18 protein-coding genes are annotated in these 22,064 nt (G+C 64.3%); 9 read left to right on the top strand and 9 right to left on the bottom strand.

The window, feature by feature from the left end:
• Window positions 1-161 precede the first annotated feature (161 nt).
• On the bottom strand, window positions 162-977 hold the full coding sequence (locus tag IVA92_RS16425) for a thioesterase family protein (protein ID WP_247276401.1): 816 nt from the start codon (window positions 975-977) through the stop codon (window positions 162-164).
• A gap of 220 nt (window positions 978-1,197) precedes the next feature.
• Window positions 1,198-3,714 (bottom strand): glycogen/starch/alpha-glucan phosphorylase, encoded by a 2,517-nt coding sequence (locus IVA92_RS16430; protein ID WP_247276402.1) that lies wholly within the window; start codon window positions 3,712-3,714, stop codon window positions 1,198-1,200.
• 212 nt (window positions 3,715-3,926) lie between these two features.
• On the opposite strand from IVA92_RS16430, the gene IVA92_RS16435 reads away from it, so the two are divergent.
• Window positions 3,927-4,151 carry a hypothetical protein gene (locus IVA92_RS16435; protein WP_247276403.1) on the top strand — a complete coding sequence of 75 codons (225 nt, stop codon included), beginning with the start codon at window positions 3,927-3,929 and terminating at the stop codon, window positions 4,149-4,151.
• Window positions 4,152-4,345: 194 nt separating this feature from the next.
• Window positions 4,346-4,777 carry a hypothetical protein gene (locus IVA92_RS16440; RefSeq protein ID WP_247276404.1) on the top strand — a complete coding sequence of 144 codons (432 nt, stop codon included), beginning with the start codon at window positions 4,346-4,348 and terminating at the stop codon, window positions 4,775-4,777.
• Between the two features lie 22 nt (window positions 4,778-4,799).
• Here IVA92_RS16440 and IVA92_RS16445 read toward each other — a convergent pair whose 3' ends face one another.
• Entirely contained in the window at window positions 4,800-5,573 is a 774-nt protein-coding gene (locus tag IVA92_RS16445) for a DUF2865 domain-containing protein (RefSeq protein ID WP_247276405.1), read from the bottom strand.
• A gap of 249 nt (window positions 5,574-5,822) precedes the next feature.
• On the bottom strand, window positions 5,823-6,386 hold the full coding sequence (pyrE, locus tag IVA92_RS16450) for an orotate phosphoribosyltransferase (RefSeq protein ID WP_027575142.1): 564 nt from the start codon (window positions 6,384-6,386) through the stop codon (window positions 5,823-5,825).
• Between the two features lie 174 nt (window positions 6,387-6,560).
• Here pyrE and IVA92_RS16455 point away from each other — a divergent pair, with 174 nt between their 5' ends.
• The gene (locus IVA92_RS16455) at window positions 6,561-7,187 is read left to right on the top strand and encodes a glutathione S-transferase family protein (RefSeq protein WP_247276406.1); all 627 of its coding nucleotides are present in this window, start codon (window positions 6,561-6,563) and stop codon (window positions 7,185-7,187) included.
• A gap of 174 nt (window positions 7,188-7,361) precedes the next feature.
• Here IVA92_RS16455 and IVA92_RS16460 read toward each other — a convergent pair whose 3' ends face one another.
• From IVA92_RS16460 to IVA92_RS16470, 3 genes are all read right to left on the bottom strand, one after another.
• On the bottom strand, window positions 7,362-7,997 hold the full coding sequence (locus IVA92_RS16460) for a LysE family translocator (RefSeq protein WP_247276407.1): 636 nt from the start codon (window positions 7,995-7,997) through the stop codon (window positions 7,362-7,364).
• Window positions 7,998-8,352: 355 nt separating this feature from the next.
• On the bottom strand, window positions 8,353-11,433 hold the full coding sequence (gene polA, locus IVA92_RS16465) for a DNA polymerase I (RefSeq protein WP_247276408.1): 3,081 nt from the start codon (window positions 11,431-11,433) through the stop codon (window positions 8,353-8,355).
• 226 nt (window positions 11,434-11,659) lie between these two features.
• Window positions 11,660-12,730, bottom strand: a complete 1,071-nt coding sequence (locus tag IVA92_RS16470; RefSeq protein WP_247276409.1) for an acyltransferase family protein — start codon at window positions 12,728-12,730, stop codon at window positions 11,660-11,662.
• A 194-nt stretch (window positions 12,731-12,924) separates the two neighbouring features.
• Here IVA92_RS16470 and IVA92_RS16475 point away from each other — a divergent pair, with 194 nt between their 5' ends.
• The 6 genes from IVA92_RS16475 (at window position 12,925) to IVA92_RS16500 (ending at window position 20,142) form a co-directional block, all read left to right on the top strand.
• Window positions 12,925-14,241 (top strand): UDP-glucose/GDP-mannose dehydrogenase family protein, encoded by a 1,317-nt coding sequence (locus IVA92_RS16475; RefSeq protein ID WP_247276410.1) that lies wholly within the window; start codon window positions 12,925-12,927, stop codon window positions 14,239-14,241.
• A 184-nt stretch (window positions 14,242-14,425) separates the two neighbouring features.
• Window positions 14,426-16,900, top strand: coding sequence for an ATP-dependent helicase HrpB (hrpB, locus tag IVA92_RS16480; RefSeq protein ID WP_247276411.1), 2,475 nt, complete (start codon window positions 14,426-14,428; stop codon window positions 16,898-16,900).
• Between the two features lie 380 nt (window positions 16,901-17,280).
• Window positions 17,281-17,793: a TIGR02281 family clan AA aspartic protease gene (locus IVA92_RS16485; RefSeq protein WP_247276412.1), complete on the top strand. Its 513-nt coding sequence runs from the start codon at window positions 17,281-17,283 to the stop codon at window positions 17,791-17,793.
• 62 nt (window positions 17,794-17,855) lie between these two features.
• Window positions 17,856-18,152 (top strand): nucleotidyltransferase family protein, encoded by a 297-nt coding sequence (locus IVA92_RS16490; RefSeq protein WP_247276413.1) that lies wholly within the window; start codon window positions 17,856-17,858, stop codon window positions 18,150-18,152.
• Entirely contained in the window at window positions 18,142-18,555 is a 414-nt protein-coding gene (locus IVA92_RS16495) for a HepT-like ribonuclease domain-containing protein (RefSeq protein ID WP_346015471.1), read from the top strand. Before IVA92_RS16490 ends, IVA92_RS16495 begins: the two co-directional genes overlap by 11 nt.
• Window positions 18,556-18,642: 87 nt before the next feature.
• Window positions 18,643-20,142 (top strand): phosphomannomutase/phosphoglucomutase, encoded by a 1,500-nt coding sequence (locus IVA92_RS16500; protein ID WP_247276414.1) that lies wholly within the window; start codon window positions 18,643-18,645, stop codon window positions 20,140-20,142.
• A 65-nt stretch (window positions 20,143-20,207) separates the two neighbouring features.
• Here the strand turns inward: IVA92_RS16500 and IVA92_RS16505 are convergent, their stop codons facing one another.
• Window positions 20,208-21,674 carry a methyl-accepting chemotaxis protein gene (locus tag IVA92_RS16505; protein WP_247276415.1) on the bottom strand — a complete coding sequence of 489 codons (1,467 nt, stop codon included), beginning with the start codon at window positions 21,672-21,674 and terminating at the stop codon, window positions 20,208-20,210.
• A complete protein-coding gene (locus IVA92_RS16510; protein ID WP_247276416.1) occupies window positions 21,671-22,012 on the bottom strand; it encodes a hypothetical protein in 342 nt (113 codons plus the stop codon). Before IVA92_RS16510 ends, IVA92_RS16505 begins: the two co-directional genes overlap by 4 nt.
• Window positions 22,013-22,064 lie beyond the last annotated feature (52 nt).

Raw genomic sequence — 22,064 nt, forward strand, 5'->3', positions numbered from 1 at the left:
TCGCGCCTTGTAATGCAAAGGGCGGCCGCGAGGCCGCCCTTTTTGTTTACGCGATATCTCTCCAGCGTCATTGGCAGCGCAGCGAAGCAATCCAGACTGTCTCCGCGGAGAGATTCCTGGATTGCTTCGCTGCGCTCGCAATGACGAGTTTGCGGAAGCAGCTACGCTTTGAAATACGCGATCTGCGTCGTGGTCGCGAGCAGCCGCCCGTTCGGCGACCACAGCTCGCCGTTCTGGTCGCCATAGCTCTTGTGGAAAATCTTGGCGTCAGCGGTGGCAAGCACACGCGTGATGTCTTCGGCGGCTAGCTCTTCGGCATCGGTGTGGAAATAGGTCGTCAGCGATACCGTACCGAACGGCACCAGCTCGCGCCGTGCGTGGAAGATGCGGCCGAAGAAGGCGTCCGACATCGACATCAGCGACAGCATGTCGAGCTTGCGCGGCGTGCGGTCGCTGATCCAGATTTTCGAATAGGTGCTGGCGGGCTCGGTCTGTGGCGGGCCGATCCGCATCTCGCCCTCTACGAAGCGGAATTCATACTGGTTGGCCCAGGAGGCCGAGATCTTCGGAAACGGCAGCGTCTGTTCGAACGGCTTTGCGTCCGGCACCTTCGCCACCCTATGCTCCCAGGACGGTCGCCGCTCGGCGAACACGGCGGTGGCGAGCGTTGCCACCCCGCCGCCGCCTTGGCTGAGCTCGACGCTCCAATGCTGGCTGGAGCGATTGGCCTTCACCAGCCGCAGGTCGAGATCGAACGGACCCTTGGCGATCGGCGCGCAGTAATTGACGGTGAGCGCGAGCGGATCGCCGGCGCGGTCCGGATGGTCGATCAGCGCGCGCAAAATCGTCGCGGCAGTGACGCCGCCGAACGGACCGACAAAGGCCCAATAATCGTCGCTGGTGTGCCCCTGCCAACTGGAGTCGCCGGCGCTGACGCGGGTGGCGTCATCGAAGGGGTGCGGGAGCTTGGCGTGCATTGCTGGTCCTCGGTGTCTCACCAACGTCATTGCGAGCGCAGCGAAGCAATCCAGACTATCTCTGCGGAGGGATTCTGGATTGCTTCGCTGCGCTCGCAATGACGGCGCTTGAGGTAGCGGCCTCGATATCGACGCCTTAGAGATGATGACGACCATATCATCATCCGCGGCGCCCGATGCAATAACCTCGCAGGTAACGCCGATTTCACCCCGCGGAAAATCAGCCTGCGACATCGCGCAGATTTGGCAGCAGCGGCGTGGTCGGATTGACCGGCACGTTCCAGATCTCCTCGGCATATTCGCGGATGGTACGGTCCGACGAGAACCACGCCATGCGCGCGACGTTGAGGATCGAGGCGCGCGTCCAGGCCGGTGCCACCTGCCAGCGCGCATCGACCGCGCGCTGCGCCTCATAATAGGAATCGAAATCGGCACTGACCATGTAATGGTCGAGATAGCGCAACGCGTGCGCGATGGATTCGAAACGGCCGGGATCGCCGGGCGAGAACTCGCCGGTCGCGATCGCATTGATGGCGCGCTGGAGCTTCGGCGAGTTGCGGATGACGTCGGACGCATCCAGGCCCTGCTTGCGGCGGATCATCACGTCGCCGGCCTCCAAGCCGAAGATTGCGATGTTCTCAGCTCCGACATGGTCGCGGATCTCGATATTGGCGCCGTCGAGCGTGCCGATGGTGATAGCGCCGTTCAGCGCCAGCTTCATGTTACCGGTGCCGGAGGCCTCCATGCCGGCGGTCGAGATCTGCTCGGACAGATCGGCCGCGGGAATGATCACTTCCGCGAGGCTGACATTGTAGTCGGGCAGGAAGGCGACCTTGAGCTTGCCGCTGATGGCGGGATCGTTATTGACGGCCTCTGCGACGTCGTTGATCAGCTTGATGATCAGCTTGGCATAGCGGTAGCTCGCCGCCGCCTTGCCGGCAAAGATCTTCACCCGCGGCACCCAATTGCCGTTGGGATCGTCCTTGATCGACTGGTACAGCGCGACCGTCTCGATGACATTGAGGAGCTGGCGCTTGTATTCGTGGATGCGCTTGATCTGCACGTCGAACAGCGCGCCGGGATCGACCTTGATGCCGAGCCGCTCGCCGATCAGCCGCGCCAGCGCCGCCTTGTTGGCGTGCTTGACGGCGCGGAATTTCTTCTGGAATTCGACGTCGCTGGCGCGAGCTTCGATCAGGCTGAGCTGGGTGGGATCGTCGAGCACTGCTTCGCCGCAGGTCTCGCGCAACAAATCGGTCAGCTTCGGGTTCGCCAGCATCAGCCAGCGGCGGAAGGTGATGCCGTTGGTCTTGTTGGTGATGCGGCCGGGATAGAGATGGTTGAGATCGTGGAACACGGTCTCGCGCATCAGGTCGGAATGCATCGCCGAGACGCCGTTGATGCGGTGCGAGCCGACGAAGGCGAGCTGGCCCATGCGCACGCGGCGGCCGCTCTTCTCGTCGATCAGCGAGACCGAAGCGCGGAAGTCGATGTCGCCGGGGCAGCGTGCTTCCGCGAGCGCCAGATGCTGCACGTTGATGCGGTAGATGATCTCCAGATGCCGCGGCAAGAGTCGCTCGAACAGCTCGACCGGCCAGGTCTCCAGCGCCTCGGGCAGCAGTGTATGATTGGTGTAGGAGAGCGTGGCAACGGTGATCTTCCAGGCCTCGTCCCAGCGGAAATTATGCAGGTCGACGAGGATCCGCATCAGCTCGGTGACCGCAAGGCTCGGATGCGTGTCGTTGAGCTGGACCGCGACCTTGCTGGCGAGGCTGCGGAGCTGGCCGTCGGAGGCGAGGTGCCGTTTCACCAGATCCTGGAGCGAGGCGGAGACGAAGAAATATTCCTGGCGCAGCCGCAGCTCGCGGCCCGCCGGGCTCTCATCGTTCGGATAGAGGAATTTGCAGATCGCCTCCGCGCGCGCCTGCTCGGCGCTGGCGCTGACATAGTCGCCCTTGTTGAAGGCATCGAGCCTGAGAGGATCGGGCGAGCGTGCCGACCACAGGCGGAGCGCGTTGACGTGCTGGCCGCGCCAGCCGACGATCGGCGTATCGTAGGCGATCGCCTGCACGGTCTCGCCCGGATGCCAGATGGCGCGGTCGCGGCCCTTATCGTCGACATGCTCGACGGCGCCGCCGAAATTGATGTCGTAGATCACCTCCGGCCGCTGCAATTCCCAGGGATTGCCGAAGCTCAGCCATTCGTCCGGATATTCCTGCTGCCAGCCTTGATTGATGATCTGGCGAAACAGGCCGTAATCGTAGCGGATGCCGTAGCCGATCGCAGGGATCGACAGCGTCGCCATGCTCTCCATGAAGCAAGCGGCGAGCCGACCGAGGCCGCCATTGCCGAGCGCCGCATCCGGTTCGCATTTGCGCAGCTCGGGCAAGGAGACACCAAGGTCGCCGAGCGCGACCTCGAAGATCTTCAGGAGCCCCATATTGTTGAGCGCGTCGGTGAAGAGGCGGCCGATCAGGAATTCGAGCGAGAGATAATAAACGCGCTTGCGCCCGGCGTCGTAGCTCAGCTTCTCCGCGCTCAGCCAGCGATGCACGATGCGGTCGCGCAGCGCGAGCGCTGCGGCCTGATACCAATCGTGCCGGGTCGCCATGCCTGCGTCCTTGCCGATGGCAAGGCGCAGCTTGGCCAGGATCGCGCCCTTGATCTCAGCCAGCGCGAGCTCGTCGATGGGCTGGCCGGGAGCGGGAAAATTCGGCTGGAACGATTGATCTTGCAAGGCCTTCACTTCCTGGTCGACTGAACACTCACCCTACGCGTCCTGCTTCCGTGCCGGAACCGTCACTGGTGCGGCCGTGCACTGCGCTGGCGTAAATTTATGCAAGGAACGGGCCGGCTTGGGAACCCGGACGAGCACGGAGAAAGACGGATCTGCTGTTAGAATGCAGGCCAATTCAGCCATCACTGTGGAGGAGACCGTTGAGACCTCTGATGAGACTGCTGATCGAAATCGCCACTGCGACCCTGCTCGTCGTCTGCATCACCGCCGCCTCCGCCGCCGGCAGAACGGGCCGCAGCGCCGATGGCCTCAGTTGCGCCGTCTCGCTTCCGCAAAACGCAACGCCAGCAGCACGCTGCGCCGCCATCAAGCGCCAATGCGGCGGCAAGTTTTATGCGAGCGCGTGCGGAGACAAGTTGATGTCGGCGGCGAGGTGAGGCGAGTGATCGTACCGCAGAATCCGCGTTCGTTTGGCGAACGCTTTCACGCGGTTGTTTCTCGACGAAGGCCGGGAGGACTTTGTGGACGCATCAGAACAAATTAAGAACAGTTTAGCAAGTCTTTGATATCATCGTGATTCGGCATCGTGCCGACACAATATCTAGCGTCCGTCAGACTTTGCGAGGACTACATGTCCACCATTGCCTTCGATCAATTTGCCCTCACCCGGATCGCCGATTTCGCGCGCTCGCTGTCGCTTCTGCATCGGGCGGCGCGGCGCCAGAGGATCGATGACGACCAGTTCGACCGCGAGTTCAATGCGGTGTGCCAGTCGATCTGGGGCTACACCATCGACGATATCAGCGACGAGCTGTTTTCGACCGACGACCATCTGTTCCTCGACACGCTGGACGAAGCGCATGCGCGCATCTTCGCGGCCGAGCAGGGTTATGACCTCGTCGACGATCAGGGCATGCTGACCGATTGGTGGGGCTTTTGCTGGATGATCCTGGCCGAGAAGCGCGGCCTCCTCACGCCGGAAAACCGCGCCGCTGCGCGCACCGCGATCGAGGAGAAATATCTGGCGGCGCCGAATGTGATCGGGGTGATCATCGGGAGGTGACGGCTCAGTTGCCGTCATTCCACTAATCCAACCCCGCCCGCTTCGCCGGTTTTTGCGTCTTCGGCACCGTGACGTCAGGCAGCGCCTCGCGCACGATCTCTGCAGCCGGGGCATCCGCCGCGACGGTCTCGGCCCGCACCGGTGCCACCTTCATCTCGCCGAGCCGCGCGCGGACCTGTGCGGTGAGGCCGGGATAGGAGGCAACCGGGGTGAAGTCCGCAGCCTGATCGTTGCCGACACGGATGCCGGTATAGGCAACGAGGCCGTCGGCCGTGGCAATCACGTCCCCGGCTTTCAGCGATGAATCCAGCGCGAGATCGACCGGGGCGAGGCCGACCGGCTCGCGGCCGTTGCAGGTGCAGTCGGCGCGCAGCGCCTTGCGATAGGCGAACGCGTTCTCACTTTCGGTGTAGCGCTCGCCGGTCTGCGACGCGGCACCCTCGATCGAGGAGCCGAAATAAACCTTCGTCGCACTGGCAGGACAGAACGCCTGACACATCTGGGCAGGCGAGGCGAGTCCGCGCATCAGCGGGAAATATTTACCATCGCAGCTGCGCACGCAGAAGGCCGGGCCGGAGCCGCCGGCCGCCGCCGAACGGGTTGGCGGCACGTATTGCGGAGTTGCGGCATTCTGCTGGCCGGTGAAGGGATCGGCGTAGGAGCCCGCCTGCTGCGGCACCTCGCGCTGCGGGCGCTGTTGCCGCATGCCGCCGAAGAAGAAATCGAACAGCCCTTCGGCCGCAACCGGGGACGGCGCCGCGAGCAGCGGAGCGCCAAGGCTGGCGGCTACAAGCATCGCGCGACGCCGCCGGCGCGCATGGGACGAGATTGTACGCAACGCGCTGCTCCACCCGACGCTACTGAATCAGCCGAGACCAGCGAGGTCTTGGCACATGATTCACCATAAAGCGGGATGGTAAATGAGCAGTTGAGCGGAGGCGGTTTCAAGTCGAGGCCGTGACCTCTTTGAGGCCGGGCACAGCTTCCGACAAATCGTTGCTTCCGGGCCACGCCCGGACATGACGGCCAGGGCTGTTTCGCGGCCTCAAGCCTTCAAGAACTCGGATGCCTTGTACAGCGAGCGGAACGGCAGGCCGGCTGCACCGAACGTGTCGGTGGCGCCTTCCTCGCGGTCGACCATGGTCAGCACCAGCACCACATTGGCGCCGGTCTCGCGCACGGATTCCACCGCCTTCATCGCCGAGCCGCCGGTGGTGGTGACGTCCTCGACGATCACGACGCGCTTGCCGGCCAGGGTCTCGCCCTTGGGCAGGCCCTCGATCGCGAGCTTGGCGCCGTGCTCCTTCGGTTTCTTGCGCACGAAGAATGCCGCGATCGGATGGCCTTTGATCCAGGAGATCTGCGCCAGCGCCCCGGCGAGCGGCACCGCGCCCATCTCGAGCCCCCCGATGAAATCGAGCTGGTCGTCCTTCAGCGCCTCGTAGGTGAGCTCGGCGAGCAGCGTCGCGCCCTCGGGGTCGAGCATGGTCGGCTTCAAGTTGAAGTAGAAATCGCTCTTGCGGCCCGACGCGAGCGTCACCTCGCCGCGGCCGAAGGAACGCCGGCGGATGATTTCGAACAGGCGGGCGCGGGAGGCTGATTTCGACACGGCGGTCCCTCGGAAGCATTTTTGGAGGAGGCGGAATTTATCCGCGACCGCCGCCACATTCCAGAGGGGGCGTCCCCCGTCAACAGAGATCGGCTATCCCGGTCCGCCGGTTGTGGGGGTGCAACCTTCTGGAGTAGGTGAGGGCCGAACCTGTCAGCGGCAAGGAAGCAAGGCATGACCATCGAACTGCACACCTGGAACACGCCGAACGGCCGCAAGATCTCGGTCGCGCTGGAGGAGATGGGGCTGCCTTACAAGGTGATCCCGGTGAACATCACCAAGGGCGAGCAGATGGCCACGGAGTTCCTGAAGCTCTCCCCCAATAACAAGATCCCCGCGATCGTCGACCCCGAGGGTCCCGACGGCAAGCCCGTCAGCATCTTCGAATCCGGCGCCATCCTGCTCTATCTCGGCGAAAAGACCGGCAAATTCCTGCCGAAATCGCTTGGCGGGCGCATCCCCGTCTATGAATGGCTGATGTGGCAGATGGGCGGTTTCGGCCCGATGCCCGGACAGGTGCACCATTTCATCGCGCTCGAAAACGAGCAGGACCGCGCCTATGGCCTCAAGCGCTTCATGGCGGAGACGCGCCGGCTCTATGGCGTGCTCGACCGCCGGCTGGTGGGCCGCGACTTCGTCGCCGGCGACCTCTCGGTTGCCGATTTTGCCATCCTGGGCTGGGCCTGGCGCCATCCTCGCCACAAGGTGGACCTCGCCGACTTCCCCAACGTCAAGCGCTGGTACGACGCGCTGATGGCACGGCCCGCCGTGAAGCGCGGGATGGAGGCGAAGCTGGATTGATCTTTCTCTTACCCTCCCCTCGAAGGGGAGGTCGATCGCGCGTAGCGCGAGCGGGGTGGGTGAAGGTCCCTCCGCATCGAACCGTCCTCGTGGGGAGAGATCACCCACCCCGTCTCACATTTCGCTGCGCTCAATGTGAGCCGACCCTCCCCCTCCAGGAGAGGGTCAGAAATCTCACACCTTCTTCGCCTCGACCGCCATCCGCACAGCGAGCCCGGCCAGCACCGTGCCCATCAGCCAGCGCTGCACCAGCATCCAGCTCGGCCGAGTTGCGAGGAACAGCGCAATCGATCCGGCCGCGAGCGCGATCATCGCATTCACGCTCACGCTGATTGCGATCTGGATCGCCCCTAACACCACCGACTGCGCCAGCACGCTGCCGGCGGTGGGATCGATGAACTGCGGCAGCAGCGCCAGATACAGCATCGCGATCTTCGGGTTGAGCAGGTTGGTGACGAAGCCCATCGCGAACAATTTGCGCGGGCTGTCGATCGCGAGCTTCCTGACCTGGAACGGCGAGCGTCCGCCCGGCTTCACCGCCTGCCAGGCGAGCCACAGCAGATAGCCGGCGCCGGCGAAGCGCAGCGCGTCATAGGCGAAGGGAATCGCGAGCAGCAGCGCCGTGATGCCGAAAGCCGCGCACAGCATGTAGAACACGAAACCCAGCGCCACGCCGCCGAGTGAGATAATGCCCGCCGTCGGCCCTTGCGTGATCGAGCGCGAGATCAGGTAGATCATGTTCGGCCCGGGCGTGAGCACGAGACCAAGGCAAACGAGGGCAAAGCCGAGCAGGGCGGGTGTGTGGGGCATGGGGCGACCGGTGCGAAGGACGGCACGGTTCTAATATGCGCGCCGACGCGAGGCCATTGCGCAATTGCTCGGAGGACAATCGAGGCGGGGCGCGCTCTCTTTGCTCCCTCTTCCAGCAAGGGGCAGGACTGTCACAGACTCTGCGTTTGCCGCCATCCTTCGAGACGCCCGCCTTTGGCGGGCCCTCAGGATGAGGAGCAACTGTGCGACAGCAGTTTCAACGCGTACCGACGCTGCTTAGCCTCATCCCGAGGAGACCGCGCGGCGGTCGTCTCAAAGGACGAGGCGTGCGCTCAGCCGCCTCCAAAGTGATATGCGATCGCTCTGCCGCCAACAAGGAGAGGTTGGGAAGAGCTCAATGCGCCTCGTCCCAGTTCGTCGCTGCCCGCGCATCGACATGCAGCGGCACTGATAGCAGCACCGCCGGGAAGGGCGCGTCCTGCATCACGTGCTGCACCACCGGCAGCGTCGCCTCGACCTCGTCGTCCGGCACCTCGAAGATCAGTTCGTCGTGCACCTGGAGCAGCATCTGCGCCGAGAGCTTCTTCTCTGCCAGCGCGTCCTCCACCCGCGTCATGGCGCGGCGAATGATGTCAGCAGCGGTGCCCTGGAGCCGCGCGTTGATCGCGGCGCGCTCGTTGAAGGCGCGCACCGAGGCATTGGAGGCCTTGATATCCGGATAGTGGCATTTGCGGCCGAACAGCGTGGTGACGTAGCCGTGGCTGCGGCAGAAGTCGCGCGTCTCGTCCATATAGGCGCGGATGCCGGGGAAGCGCTCGAAGTATTTCTTAATGTAGGCGGCCGCTTCCTCGCGCGCGATGCCGAGCTGGTTGGCGAGGCCGAACGCGGAGATGCCGTAGATGATGCCGAAATTGATCGCTTTGGCTCGGCGGCGGATTTCGCTTGGCATGCCCTTGATCGGCACGCCGAACATTTCCGACGCCGTCATGGCGTGAATGTCGAGCTCGTCGCGGAACGCCTGCTTCAGCACGGGAATGTCGGCGATCTCGGCCAGCAGCCGCAGCTCGATCTGCGAATAGTCGGCGGAGACCAGCTTGTGTCCGGGCGTCGCGACGAAGGCCCGGCGGATCTTGCGGCCGTCCTCGGTGCGCACCGGGATGTTCTGCAAGTTCGGCTCGTTCGAAGACAACCGGCCGGTCGTAGTCGCGGCCAGCGCGTAGGTGGTGTGGACGCGGTGGGTCTGCGGATTGACGTAGGTCGGCAGCGCATCGGTGTAGGTCGATTTCAGTTTCGAGACCTGGCGCCACTCCAGGATCTTCTTCGGGAAGTCGTGGCCCTGCTCGGCGAGCTCGTCGAGCACCTGGGCGGTTGTCGACCACGCGCCGGTCTTTGTCTTGGAGCCCCCGGGCAGTCCCATCTTGCCGAACAGGATGTCCCCGATCTGCTTGGGGCTGCCGACATTGACCGGCTCGCCCGCAATCTCCTGGATCTCGGCCTCGACCCGCGCCGCGGTCTGGGCGAATTCGCCCGACAACCGCGACAGCACCTGGCGGTCGATCGAGATGCCGCGCCGCTCCATGCGCGCGAGCACGGACACCAGCGGCCGTTCCAGCGTCTCGTAGACGGTGGTCATGTGCTCGGCGACGAGACGCGGCTTCAGCACGCGCCAGACTCGCAGGGCGATATCGGCGGCTTCCGCCGAGAGCGGCGCGGCCTTGTCGATCGTCACCTGGTCGAAAGTGATCTTGCCCTTGCCGCTGCCGAGCAGCTCGCTCTCCTTCAGCATGGCATGGCCGAACCAACGCTCGGCGAGCTGCTCGATCGCATGCGAGCCACGGCCGGCGTCGAGCACGTAGGAGATGAGCTGCGCATCGTCGATGTTGCGCAGGGTGATTCCGTGCTGCGCCAGCATCACGGCGGTGAATTTGACGTCGAAGCCGACCTTGAGGATGCCTGATGATTCCAGCACCGGCCGCAGCGCTTCGATGGCATCAATGTGCTTGATCTGGTCGGGTGCCAGACCCGCGTCGAACAGGCCGGCACCACCGCCGGATTGCTTGTGCGCCAGTGGCACATAACAGGCCTCGTTCGGCGCCACCGCCAGCGCGATGCCGCAGAGATCGGCCTGCATGGGATCGATGGAGTTGGCTCTCGTCTCGATCGCGACGTGGCCGGCGTCATGGATGCGGGCGATAAAGGCGTTGAGCTCCTGGAGCGTCTTGATCGCCTGATACTTGCTGCGGTCGACCGGAAGCTTGCGCAGCGCCTCTTCGCGCGCGGCGGCCAGCGAGATCGGGGCACCCTTCTGGCTTGCGGCCTTGTCCTCCTTGCTCGCCGATTTATTGCGTTGGCCGGGAGCCGCTTGTGCCGGCGTGCCGGTGCCCGGCGCGGGCACGACGTCCGAGGGCGGCAACGGCGAGAACACGCTGGCGCCGCTCGTATAGCCGGGATCGGCATCGACATTGGCGGGATCGATCTGAGAATATTCGGCGACGCGCCGCGTCAGCGTCGTGAATTCCATCGCCTTCAGGAAGGCGATCAGCTTGCGTGCATCCGGCTCGTGGACGGCGAGGTCGTCGAGTGGCACATCGAGGTCCACCTTGTCGTCGAGCAGCACGAGCTGCCGCGAGATGCGCGCCTTCTCCGCATTCTCGAGCAGCGCCTCGCGCCGCTTGGGCTGCTTGATCTCGCCGGCGCGGAACAACAATTGGTCGAGGTCGCCATATTCGGTGATCAGTTGCGCCGCGGTCTTGATGCCGATGCCGGGCACGCCGGGCACGTTATCGGTCGAATCGCCCGCGAGCGCCTGCACCTCGACCACCTTGTTCGGCGGCACACCAAACTTCTCGATCACCTCTGATATGCCGATGCGGCGATCCTTCATGGTGTCGTACATCGTGACGCAATCGGTGACGAGCTGCATCAGGTCCTTGTCGGAGGACACGATGGTCGCGCTCGCGCCGCGCTCGCAGGCCTGCCGCACATAGGTCGCGATCAGATCGTCGGCCTCGAACCCCACCTGTTCCAGGCAGGGCAGGTCGAAGGCGCGCACGGCCTCGCGGATCAGTGAGAATTGCGGGATCAGATCATCAGGTGCCGGGGGCCGGTGCGCCTTGTAGTCGGGATAGATCTTGTTGCGGAAAGTGATTTCAGACTTGTCGAAGATGATCGCCAGATGCGTCGGCCGGTTGTCCTCGGGCATCTCGCGCAACAGCTTCCACAGCATGTTGCAGAAGCCGAGCACGGCATTGACCTGGAGGCCGTCGGACTTGCGGTTCAGCGGCGGCAGCGCGTGATAGGCGCGGAAGATGTAGGAGGAACCGTCGACCAGGAAGACATGGTCACCCTTGCCGGCCGCCTTCGCCGCGACCGGCTTGGCAGCAGCTTTGGCAGCAGCGGATTTGCTCTCGGCGGCCGCCTTTGGCGCGGCCTTGGTGTCAGCTATGACGGTGGTCTTCGGGGATGTCTTGGGCATGGCCGCAATGTATGAGCTTTTGCGGGCTTTGACAGCCTTGGGAGGCGGATTTTTGGCTCGCTATCCCCACGGTCTCACAGGACCCATCCAGTAATCGGGAGGCCGCCGGCGCCCCATCCTTGAGGAGGATGGCGACACAATCATGCAATCCAGTGCGCCGCGGCTTTTCCGTATCCGACTGATGCCTGTGGAATACTGGATGCCCCGCCCCCGCGTGGCATGACCGCTATTCCGCCGCCTGCAACACCGCCCCGGCTTTTTTCTTCGGCGCGAGCCAGAACGCATCGGGCCGCTCGAACAGGAAGTGCGCATGGAGCCGCAGCGCAAACTGCCAGATCGCGAGTGCCCCGAGCACGCCGAGAACCGTGACGATCAGCGACACCGTGCCGATGTCGCCAATGACGCCCGTGCGCAGCAGCAGCGTCCGCGTCGCCGCCATCGGCAGGAAGAAGGCGAGATAGATCACGATCGAATGCTCGCCGCAGAAGCGGAGAAAGTTCAGCCACTGCGCGCGCGCGAGCAGCGTGCCGATCGTGATGATGGCGCAAGCGCCGGCGAAGCCGAGCACGAGCGAGACGATCTTCCATTCGCTGGCCCCATGCCCGACGAGGCCGGCATTGACCAAGGCCCAGCTCGCGAGCGCTGCAAGCGCAAGGATGGGATGGCTGCGGGCGCGATCCGACAGCGCGAACACGTGAGGCGCGAACAGATAGCCCGAATAGAAATAGACAAAGCGCGCGCAGAACTCGTCGATGACGGTCCAGCCGGTCGTGATGCGTGCCGTCTCCAGTGCCGCGGCGGCGAGCCAGATCGCGAGCGGCGGGATTTTGCGTGTCAGTTTCGTGACGACGAAGAAGATCGGCAGGAGATAGATGAACCAGAGCGTGCCGAACGGCTCGATGAAGGATTCGAGGTACAAGAGGCCAACCTCGCGCCAGCTCGTTTCCGCCGCGAAGGCCGGCGCCTTGAAGCCGAACTGGATTGTCACCCAGACGACATAGAAATAGGCGAAATGCACCACCTTGCGGTCGAGATAGGTTCGCCAGTCCCGATCGATCACCAGGGCCAGGAACAGGCCCGAAATCAGGAAGAAATCCGGCATCCGGAACGGCTTTGCGAAGGCGACGGCGACATGCATGAAGCCTGTCTGGCCAGCGGCGAGCTCAACCCCGAGCACCGAATGCATCATCACCACCATGACGATGCAGATGCCCTTGGCGTAGTCGACCCAGTCGACACGCGCGGCAGAAGGGGGCTTGGAACGGCCGCCTGCAGCGATTGTGCCTGATCGTGCCATGGTGTCCCTTTTTGAGGCGTGTTCCGCCGCTCTCCGTCTGTCAGCGGGGCAGTGTGGCGCCTTGCGGTTTCAGACTTCTTTACCGGTTCAATTCCCGTGCCGCTTTTTTGCATGCGGACTCTTCCCTCGCCTCGGGAAAATGCTAAACCGCCCCGCGTCGGGGTTTCATTAACCAATCTAAGACAGGGATTTTCATGCGCATCGCGATGATCGGCACGGGCTATGTGGGATTGGTGTCCGGGGCCTGCTTTGCGGATTTCGGTCACGACGTCACCTGCGTCGACAAGGACGAGAAGAAGATCGCGGCGCTTCATCGCGGCGAAATCCCAATTTACGAGCCCGGGCTGGACGAGCTGGTGGCGAACAATGTGAAAGCCAAGCGGTTGGACTTCACCACCGATCTGTCCAAACCGGTCGCGGAGGCCGATGCCGTGTTCATCGCGGTCGGCACGCCCTCGCGTCGTGGTGATGGGCACGCTGACCTTTCCTACGTCTACGCCGCCGCTCGTGAGATCGCGCAGTCGCTCACCGGCTTCACCGTCGTGGTGACGAAGTCGACCGTTCCGGTCGGCACCGGCGATGAAGTCGAGCGCATCATCCGCGAGGCCAATCCGTCAGCCGACGTCGTGGTCGCCTCCAACCCCGAATTCCTGCGCGAAGGCGCGGCGATCCGCGACTTCAAATTCCCCGACCGCGTCGTAGTCGGTACCTCCGACGAGCGTGGCCGCAAGCTGATGGGCGACATCTACCGCCCGCTATCGCTGAACCAGGCGCCGTTGATGTTCACTGCGCGCCGCACCGCCGAGATGATCAAATACGCCGCCAACGCGTTCCTGGCGACCAAGATCACGTTCATCAACGAGATCGCCGATCTGTCGGAAAGGGCCGGCGCCAACGTCCAGGAGGTCGCGCGCGGCATTGGCCTGGACAACCGCATCGGCACCAAATTCCTGCATGCTGGCCCCGGCTTCGGCGGCTCGTGCTTTCCGAAGGACACCAAGGCGCTGATCAAGATCGCGCAGGACTATGACGTGTCCCTGCGCATCGTCGAATCCGTGCTCGCGGTCAACGAGAACCGCAAGCGCGCGATGGCGCGCAAAGTGAGCCAGGCGCTCGGCGGCTCGCTGCGCGGCAAGACCATCGCGGTGCTCGGCCTCACCTTCAAGCCTGATACCGACGACATGCGCGATGCGCCCTCGATCCCGCTGGTCACCGGCCTGATCGACATGGGCGCGAGCGTCAAGGCGTTCGATCCCGTCGGCATGGAGCAGGCCAAGAGTGAGCTGCCCAACATCACCTATTGCGAGGATGCCTATTCCTGCGCGCAAGGCGCCGATGCGCTCGTCATCGTCACCGAATGGGTGCAGTTCCGCGCGCTCGATCTCGACCGGCTGAAGGCGACCATGGCAAAGCCCGTGGTCGTCGATCTCCGCAACATCTACCGCCCCGAGGACATGGAAGCCGCCGGCTTCGTGTACGAGAGCATCGGCCGCCCGTCGGTTCAGGGCTGACGATCTGCCGCCAAATAATTCCGTCATGGCTGGGCTTGCCGTCTTCGCCTAGGCTTCGTCGGCCCGATTCTGTAAGCCCGGCGAAGCATTCGCGGAGCCGGGTCCCGGCCATCCACGTCTGTTTTCTAGTCCAATGATGTGGATGCACGGGACCAACCCCCGGGCACGACGAACGGATAGATACTTGCCCCGCAGCTTCGACACGCCCCTCCCGATCGATGCCGTGCTCGATGACCTCTCGCGCACGCTGGAGGCGCATAACGCGGCCGTGCTGGTGGCGCCGCCGGGTGCGGGCAAGACCACGCGGGTGCCGCTGGCGCTGCTGGATGCGCCCTGGGCCAAGGATAAGAAGATCATCGTGCTGGAGCCGCGCCGCATCGCCGCCCGCGCTAGTGCCGACCGCATGGCCAAATCGCTTGGCGAGCGCGCTGGCGAGACCGTCGGCTATCGGGTCCGCTTTGGCTCCAAGATCTCGCGCGCCACGCGCATCGAAGTCGTGACCGAAGGCATCTTCACCCGTCAGATCCTCGATGACCCCGAGCTTTCGGGCGTTGCCGCGATCCTGTTCGACGAATTCCACGAACGCTCGCTCGATGCCGACATGGGCCTGGCGCTGGCGCGCGATGCGCAAACCGGCCTGCGCGAGGATCTCCGTATCCTCGTGATGTCGGCCACGCTCGATGGCGCGCGCGTGGCAAGATTGCTCGGCGAGGCGCCCGTCGTCGAGAGCGAGGGCCGCGCCTTTCCGGTCGAGACCCGCTATCTCGGCCGCAAAGCGGACGCGCCGCTAGAGCGGCAGATGGCCGACGCGATCGCATCGGCACTGCGCGCCGATAGCGGTTCGGTGCTGGCGTTCTTCCCCGGCGCCGCCGAAATCCGCCGCACTCAGAGCTTTCTCGCCGAACGCGTGCAGGACGCTTCGATCGAGATCGTGCCGCTGTTCGGTGCGCTCGATGCCGCCGTGCAGGACCGCGCCATCGCGCCGGCGCCCAAGGGCATACGCAAGGTGGTGCTGGCGACATCGATCGCCGAGACCTCGCTCACCATCGAGGGCGTGCGTATCGTCGTCGATTCCGGTCTCGCCCGCGTGCCGCGCTACGAGCCCGACATCGGGCTGACCCGGCTCGAGACCGTGCGCGCCTCGCGCGCGGCGGTGGACCAGCGCCGCGGCCGCGCCGGCCGCACCGAGCCCGGCGTTTGCTACCGCCTCTGGGACGAGCCGCAGACGGCTTCGCTCGCGCCTTATACCCAGCCGGAAATCCTCAGCGCCGATCTGTCGTCGCTGGTGCTCGATCTCGCGCAATGGGGCGTTGCCGATCCTGCAGCGCTGTCGTTCCTCGATCCGCCGCCGCAGCCGGCCTGGAAGGAAGCCAAGAGCCTGCTCTTGGAGCTCAACGCGCTCGATGGCGACGGCCGCATCACCGCGGAGGGCAGGAGCCTGCGCGCGCTGGCGCTGCCGCCGCGGCTGGCGCGCATGATCGTGGATTCGCATCGCGCCGGCAGCGGCGAGGCGGCTGCCGAGATCGCGGCCATCATCACCGAGCGTGGGCTCGGCGGCGACAGCGTCGATCTCGAGCACCGGCGCGACCAGTTCCGCCGCGACCGCTCGCCGCGTGCCGCGAGCGCGCGCGACCTGGCGCGGCGCTGGGCCTCGCAGGTGGCGGCATCGGAGACAGCGGGGCAGCAGGAGGAACTTTCGACCGGCCTGATGCTCGCCTATGCCTTTCCGGATCGTGTCGCGCGCAACCGTGGCAATGGCAGTTTCGTGCTGGCCAACGGCCGCGGCGCTTCCGTCGAGCAGACCTCTTCGCTGGCCCGCGCGCCTTACATCGCAATCGGCGAAATGACGGGAACGGCGGCGAGCGGACGCATTCTGCTTGCCGCGCAGATCACGCAGGACGAGATCGAGCGGCATTTCGCTTCGCATATCGAGAGCACCGACGAGATATTCTTCGATCGCGGCGCGATGGCGTTGCGGGCGCGGCGCAAGCGCGCGCTGCACGCGATCACGCTCTCCGAGGCGACGCTTGCCGTGTCGCCCGCGGAGGAAACGGCGCGCATCTTCGCGGATGGCCTGATCGCCGCCGGCCTCGACCGGCTGCCCTGGTCAAAAGCCGCCAAGCAGTGGCGCGATCGGGTGATGTTCCTGCGCAAGGCCGAGGGCGAGAGCTGGCCTGACCTGTCGGACGATGGATTGGTCGCGCGGCGCGACGAATGGCTGGTGCCGGCGCTCTATGACAAGACCGCGCTCAAGGATGTTTCCGCCGGCGATCTCTCCGATGCGCTGATGGCGCTGCTGCCGTGGGACATGCGCACGCGGCTCGACCGCGAGGCGCCAACACATTTCGAGGCGCCAACTGGCACCATGCTGGCAATCGATTACGAGGCCGAGCAAGGGCCGACCATCGCGGTGCGGCTGCAGGAATTGTTCGGCCTCAAAACCCATCCCTCGATCGCCGCCGGCAAGGTGCCGTTGGTGCTGGAATTGCTGTCACCGGCGCAGCGCCCGGTGCAGGTGACGCGCGACCTTCCCGGCTTCTGGCGCGGCAGCTACAATGCGGTACGCTCCGACCTGCGCGGCCGCTACCCGCGCCATCCCTGGCCGGATGATCCGGCCAGCGCGCTGCCGACAAGGCGGGCGAAGCCGCGTGGGACGTGAGATGTCTTCTCCCTCTTCCGCAGGCGGCAGGGCTATCGCAGTTGAAGATTGTTCGCCTTGGGCCATCCTTCGAGACGCCCGCCTTTGGCGGGCCCTCAGGATCAGGACGGAGTGTACGGCAGCAGTTTCAACGAGCACCGATGCCGCTTAGCCTCATCCTGAGGAGACCGCGGAGCGGTCGTCTCGAAGGACAAGGCGCGCGCTCACTCGTCGCCAAAAGCCATATGCGATTGCCCTGCCGCAGGCGGGGAGAGGTCAGGCGGCCGCATTAACCGTCCGCTCATCCTTTTCGTCAAAATGGCATCGGTCCAGCCGTGGCTTCGCTCGCGGACGGGCGTGCCGCGTGGTGAAATCGAGCTTTCCGGCTCGGAAGTGATGTGATGCGTAACATAGTGATCTTCGCGGCTGTCATGATCGGCCTCGGCACCTTCATGGCGCAGATGGCGGACAAGATGAGCTCCGCCTCCGCCACCTCGGTGCCGCGCACGACGGTGGCAGTCGCTTCCTCCGCGCCGGCCGGCGGCCGCAGCCTCGCCATCTCTCGCGACGGCCGCGGTCATTTCCAGGCAGAGGGCCGGATCGAAGGCCAGCGTATCGGCTTCATGGTCGACACCGGCGCGTCCGTCGTTGCGCTGAACGAGACCTCGGCCGCCCGCTTCGGTCTGCGTCCCTCGCGCAGCGAATACAACGCGACCGTCTCCACTGCCAACGGCACCATCAAGGCCGCGCGCACCCGCATCGCCATGCTGGAGGTCGGCGGCCTCGTCGTGCGTGACGTCGATGCCATGGTGCTGCCGGACGCAGCGCTGTCGGAGAACCTGCTCGGCCTTTCCTTCTTGTCCCGCCTCAAGCGCTTCGAATACGCCAACGGCCAGATGGTGCTCGAGCAGTAAGTTCGCTTTAGCGGCCCGAAGAGGCTCTCCCACCGGAGCAGGCGGGGTGCTATATTCCATCCATGAACGGCCCCGATGCGATAGCGATTCTGCGACAGTTCGAGCCTGCCCTGCGCGAGCGGGGCGTTTTGCATGTCGCGTTGTTCGGCTCGGTGGCGAGGGGTGAAAATCATCCCGGCAGCGATGTCGATATCATGGTCGAGATCGATCCGAATAAGCGGATCACGGTCTTCGATTACGTCGAGCTCAAGGAATATATTGCCAAGCTCTTTGATGAACCCGTTGACGTCGTCAACCGTGACGGCCTGAAATCATACGTCGCTCCCGCCGCAACGGCCGACGCTATCTATGCCTTCTGATCGCATCCCCGGGGCACTGCGAGACATCTTGCATCACATCGATTTGGCGGCTGAATTCGCCGGACGTCTTGATCGCGAGGAATTCGCGGCGGATCTGCGGACCGTCTACGCAGTTACGCGGTGTCTGGAGATTATTTCAGAAGCATCCCGCCGTCTGCCCGAGGAGTTGAAGGCGAGGCACCCGGCGATCGCGTGGAAACAGATGGCAGCCGCAGCAATGTCTATCGCCACAATTATGAGGACGTTGCCGCCCATTTCGTGTGGGAGACTGTTCAACGGGCTCTGCCGCCTCTCAGGGAGGTCCTTGAAGAGGAGGTTGCACGACTACAGCGTTAGCCCATTCTGGTCAGACATCTATATCGCGCGCGCTTCGTTACCAAACTGCCGCAATTATCGGCCATAAGCCTTTATTCCCGCCTTCCGCTGCGGTCCGGCATTCGCTAAGGCTGCAGCAAATCCTGCCCCCCCCCCTTTTCACGAGACCGTCTCAATGTTCCCGAAGCCGAAATCCGTATTGTTGCCCAACACCTATGCCTTCGAATCCGAGCCGATGGTGAAGCCGACGGGCTTTCGCGAGTACGACGCGCGCTGGTTGTTCCAGAAGGAAATCAACCTGATGGGTGTGCAGGCGCTCGGCATGGGCCTGGGCGCGTTGTTCGCCGAGCTCGGCGTCAGGCAGGAGATCGTCACCGGCCATGATTTCCGCGGCTATTCGGCCTCGATCAAATACGCGCTGATCTCCGGCCTGATGGCGGCGGGCTGCAAGGTGCACGACATCGGTCTTGCCGTGACGCCGATGGCCTATTTCGCGCAATTCGATCTCGACGTGCCCTGCGTCGCCATGGTGACGGCCTCGCACAACGACAATGGCTGGACCGGCGTGAAGATGGGCGCCAACCGCCCGCTGACCTTCGGTCCCGACGAGATGACGCGGCTGAAGGAGATCGTGCTGGGCGCCGAGTTCAAGAACAAGGCCGGCGGCTCCTATCAGTTCCACGAGAACTATCCGGCGCGCTACATCGCCGATCTCACCTCTCGTCCGAAGCTGACGCGCAAGCTCAAGGTCGTCGCGGCCTGCGGCAACGGCACCGCCGGCGCGTTCGCGCCGCAGGTGCTGGAGGCGATCGGCTGCGAGGTGATCCCGCTCGATACCGAGCTCGACCACACCTTCCCGAAATACAATCCAAATCCTGAGGACATGGAGATGCTGCACGCGATCCGCGACGCGGTGTTGCATCACAAAGCCGATGTCGGCCTCGGCTTCGACGGTGACGGCGACCGCTGTGGTGTCGTCGACAACACCGGCGAGGAGATCTTTGCCGACAAGGTCGGCGTGATGCTGGCGCGCGACATGTCGGCGATCCACAAGGACGCGCAGTTCGTCGTCGATGTGAAGTCGACCGGCCTGTTCGTCACTGATCCCGTGCTCCAGAAACAGGGCGCGAAGGTCGCCTATTGGAAGACCGGTCATTCCTACATGAAGCGCCGCACTAACGAGATGGGCGCGCTGGCGGGCTTCGAGAAGTCGGGACACTTCTTCTTCAACAAGCCGTTCGGCCGCGGTTATGACGACGGCCTGGTCTCGGCGATCGCGATCTGCGACATGCTCGACCGCGCGCCGGGCAAGTCGATGGCCGACCTGAAGAACGCGCTACCAAAGACCTGGTCGTCGCCGACCATGTCGCCGCACTGCGCCGACGAGGTCAAATACGGCGTCATCGACGCCGTTGTGAAGCATTTCGAGGGGTTGCAGGCGAAGGGCGCCAAGATCGGCGGCCAGGCGATCCGTGATCTCGTCACCGTCAACGGCGTGCGCGTCACGGTCGAAGACGGCAGCTGGGGCCTGGTGCGCGCTTCCTCCAACAAGCCCGAACTCGTCGTCGTGGTCGAGAGCCCGGTCTCGGAGCAGGGCATGCACGACATGTTCGAGATGGTGAACAGCGTGCTGCGCACGCATCCCGAGGTCGGCGAGTACAACCAGAAGATCTGAAGCGCGCCGTACCGCGGCGGCCCGACTCGAGGCGAGTGCAGCCGACTATGCCATGCGCGGGCGGCTCACGCCGCCTGCAGCGCACCGAGGAAGCCGTTCACCTCGGATTTCAACTGATCGGATTGCGACGACAAGCCGTTGGCTGCCTCTAGCAGCCGGTCAGTGGCCTTGCTCGCGTCTTCCGATGCCCGGCTGACACTGAGGATATTCTTGTTGACGTCTCTGGTCCGGTCGGCAGCCTGTTGCAAATTGTTGGCAATCTCACGCGTCGCTCCGCCTTGCTGCTCGACCGCAGCGGCAATCTCACCGGAGATCCGGTCGATTTCGGCGATGGTGCCGCCGATCGCCTCGATCGCGCCGACGGCCTCACCGGTGGCCGCCTGGATGTCCTGGATCTGGGCGGAGATCTCTTCAGTTGCCTTGGCGGTCTGATTGGCCAGTGCCTTGACCTCGCTCGCGACGACCGCAAAGCCCCGGCCATGCTCACCGGCTCGCGCCGCTTCGATGGTCGCGTTCAGGGCCAGCAGGTTGGTTTGGCTGGCAATACTCTGGATCAGCGTCACCACCTCCCCGATCTTTTGCGTGCCGGTTGCGAGCATTTCGACAACCGTATTGGTCCGACGCGCTTCCTCAGCGGCTTTCGCGGCGATTTGGGCCGATCGCGTCACCTGCTCGGAGATGCTGTTGATCGAAGCCGTGAACTCTTCGGTTGCCGCCGCAACGGTCTCTACATTGGCCGTCGCGCAGGTCGAAGCCGTGGCAGCAGCCGTGCTCTGCCGCATCGCTTCGACGTTACTGCCCCGCATCGATGCGGATAGGTCCTGCATCTCGCCCGCAGCGCGCGCCACTGCTTCGACGACACCGCTGATCCTGTGCTCGAAACCGGCTGCAAGGTTGCGACGGGCGTCGTCCCGCTTTTGTTTGGCGCGTGCGGCCTCCTGTCGGTCTGCGTTGGCGCGGGCTTCAGCGGCGCTCGCAGCCTGGGCCTCGACGGTTTTCTGAGCCGCCATTGCGAAGATCCCGGTGACCGTATGCGCGAGCCAGATCAGGACCCCGGCCTCGATCAGAACGATGACGGCGTGGAGCACCACGCGGCCGAGATCCGCGCCGCCGGGGTAGATGGCCGCCGGCAGAACGAAATTCAGCGTCAGGTGATGCAAAGCGACTGCAACCGTGCCGGCGACGATCGGACGATAGTCGCAATACGCGACGAGACAGGCTAGCGCCGCGAAGAAGTACATGTGCATGTCGACCTGCCATGGGTGACCGGCGAACTGGAACACCAGCATCGAAACGCCGCCCATCAGCGCAACGGCGACGATCATTTGGGTCGAAGGTCCGTTTCCTCCAGCCGACCACGCGATGCTTGCGGCCGAGGCCATCGCGGCCATGAAAATGGCCGGTAGCAACCACCCGGTGCCCAAGATCACCCCGACCACGACCGCGAGCGGGACATGCAGCCAGAGCGCCACGAGCAGGATCTTGCTCGTGCTCGCGCGCAGGACCGCCAGTTCATCACCTTCGAAGGTCATTCCCCAGTCCCCAATGGCTTGTTCGTGAAACAGGCATCGATCGCTTGCGGGTCGAGAGTCAGCCAGGCCCCCGCCTCGTGCAGCTTCTTCAATCCATCGTGGCTGTCGGGACGCAGCACCAGAACGGCCGGCGCAGCCGTCATCCGCACCAACGCCGCGTTCGCCGATGCGGCGGCCAGCAACGCCTGCTGGGCGTCCCACCAGGGCGGGAATGCCACTGCCACCACCTCAGCGTCCGGTCGCGCCTGCAGCGAAAGTGCTGCGACCGCGACCCAGCTCACCAGCAGCAACGCTGCTGCGGGCAGCCAGCTTCTTCTGAGGACGTTCCCCGACTCCATCTCCGAGGATCATAGCTTCACGAAGCTAACCGAGGGTAAATCTCTGGTAGAA

The organism is Bradyrhizobium sp. 154 (assembly GCF_023073875.1).
In the GTDB taxonomy this organism is placed as follows: Bacteria; Pseudomonadota; Alphaproteobacteria; order Rhizobiales; family Xanthobacteraceae; genus Bradyrhizobium.

Excerpts from the sequence above, each read along its gene's own strand:
- IVA92_RS16490 (WP_247276413.1), top strand. The coding sequence starts at position 17,856 with ATGAACGGCCCCGATGCGATAGCGATTCTGCGACAGTTCGAGCCTGCC.
- IVA92_RS16475 (WP_247276410.1), top strand. The coding sequence starts at position 12,925 with ATGCGCATCGCGATGATCGGCACGGGCTATGTGGGATTGGTGTCCGGG.
- polA (WP_247276408.1), bottom strand. The coding sequence starts at position 11,433 with ATGCCCAAGACATCCCCGAAGACCACCGTCATAGCTGACACCAAGGCC.
- IVA92_RS16425 (WP_247276401.1), bottom strand. The coding sequence starts at position 977 with ATGCACGCCAAGCTCCCGCACCCCTTCGATGACGCCACCCGCGTCAGC.
- IVA92_RS16455 (WP_247276406.1), top strand. The coding sequence starts at position 6,561 with ATGACCATCGAACTGCACACCTGGAACACGCCGAACGGCCGCAAGATC.
- IVA92_RS16460 (WP_247276407.1), bottom strand. The coding sequence starts at position 7,997 with ATGCCCCACACACCCGCCCTGCTCGGCTTTGCCCTCGTTTGCCTTGGT.
- IVA92_RS16435 (WP_247276403.1), top strand. The coding sequence starts at position 3,927 with ATGAGACTGCTGATCGAAATCGCCACTGCGACCCTGCTCGTCGTCTGC.
- IVA92_RS16510 (WP_247276416.1), bottom strand. The coding sequence starts at position 22,012 with ATGGAGTCGGGGAACGTCCTCAGAAGAAGCTGGCTGCCCGCAGCAGCG.
- IVA92_RS16470 (WP_247276409.1), bottom strand. The coding sequence starts at position 12,730 with ATGGCACGATCAGGCACAATCGCTGCAGGCGGCCGTTCCAAGCCCCCT.
- IVA92_RS16505 (WP_247276415.1), bottom strand. The coding sequence starts at position 21,674 with ATGACCTTCGAAGGTGATGAACTGGCGGTCCTGCGCGCGAGCACGAGC.
- IVA92_RS16495 (WP_346015471.1), top strand. The coding sequence starts at position 18,142 with ATGCCTTCTGATCGCATCCCCGGGGCACTGCGAGACATCTTGCATCAC.
- IVA92_RS16445 (WP_247276405.1), bottom strand. The coding sequence starts at position 5,573 with ATGCTTGTAGCCGCCAGCCTTGGCGCTCCGCTGCTCGCGGCGCCGTCC.
- IVA92_RS16485 (WP_247276412.1), top strand. The coding sequence starts at position 17,281 with ATGCGTAACATAGTGATCTTCGCGGCTGTCATGATCGGCCTCGGCACC.
- IVA92_RS16500 (WP_247276414.1), top strand. The coding sequence starts at position 18,643 with ATGTTCCCGAAGCCGAAATCCGTATTGTTGCCCAACACCTATGCCTTC.
- IVA92_RS16440 (WP_247276404.1), top strand. The coding sequence starts at position 4,346 with ATGTCCACCATTGCCTTCGATCAATTTGCCCTCACCCGGATCGCCGAT.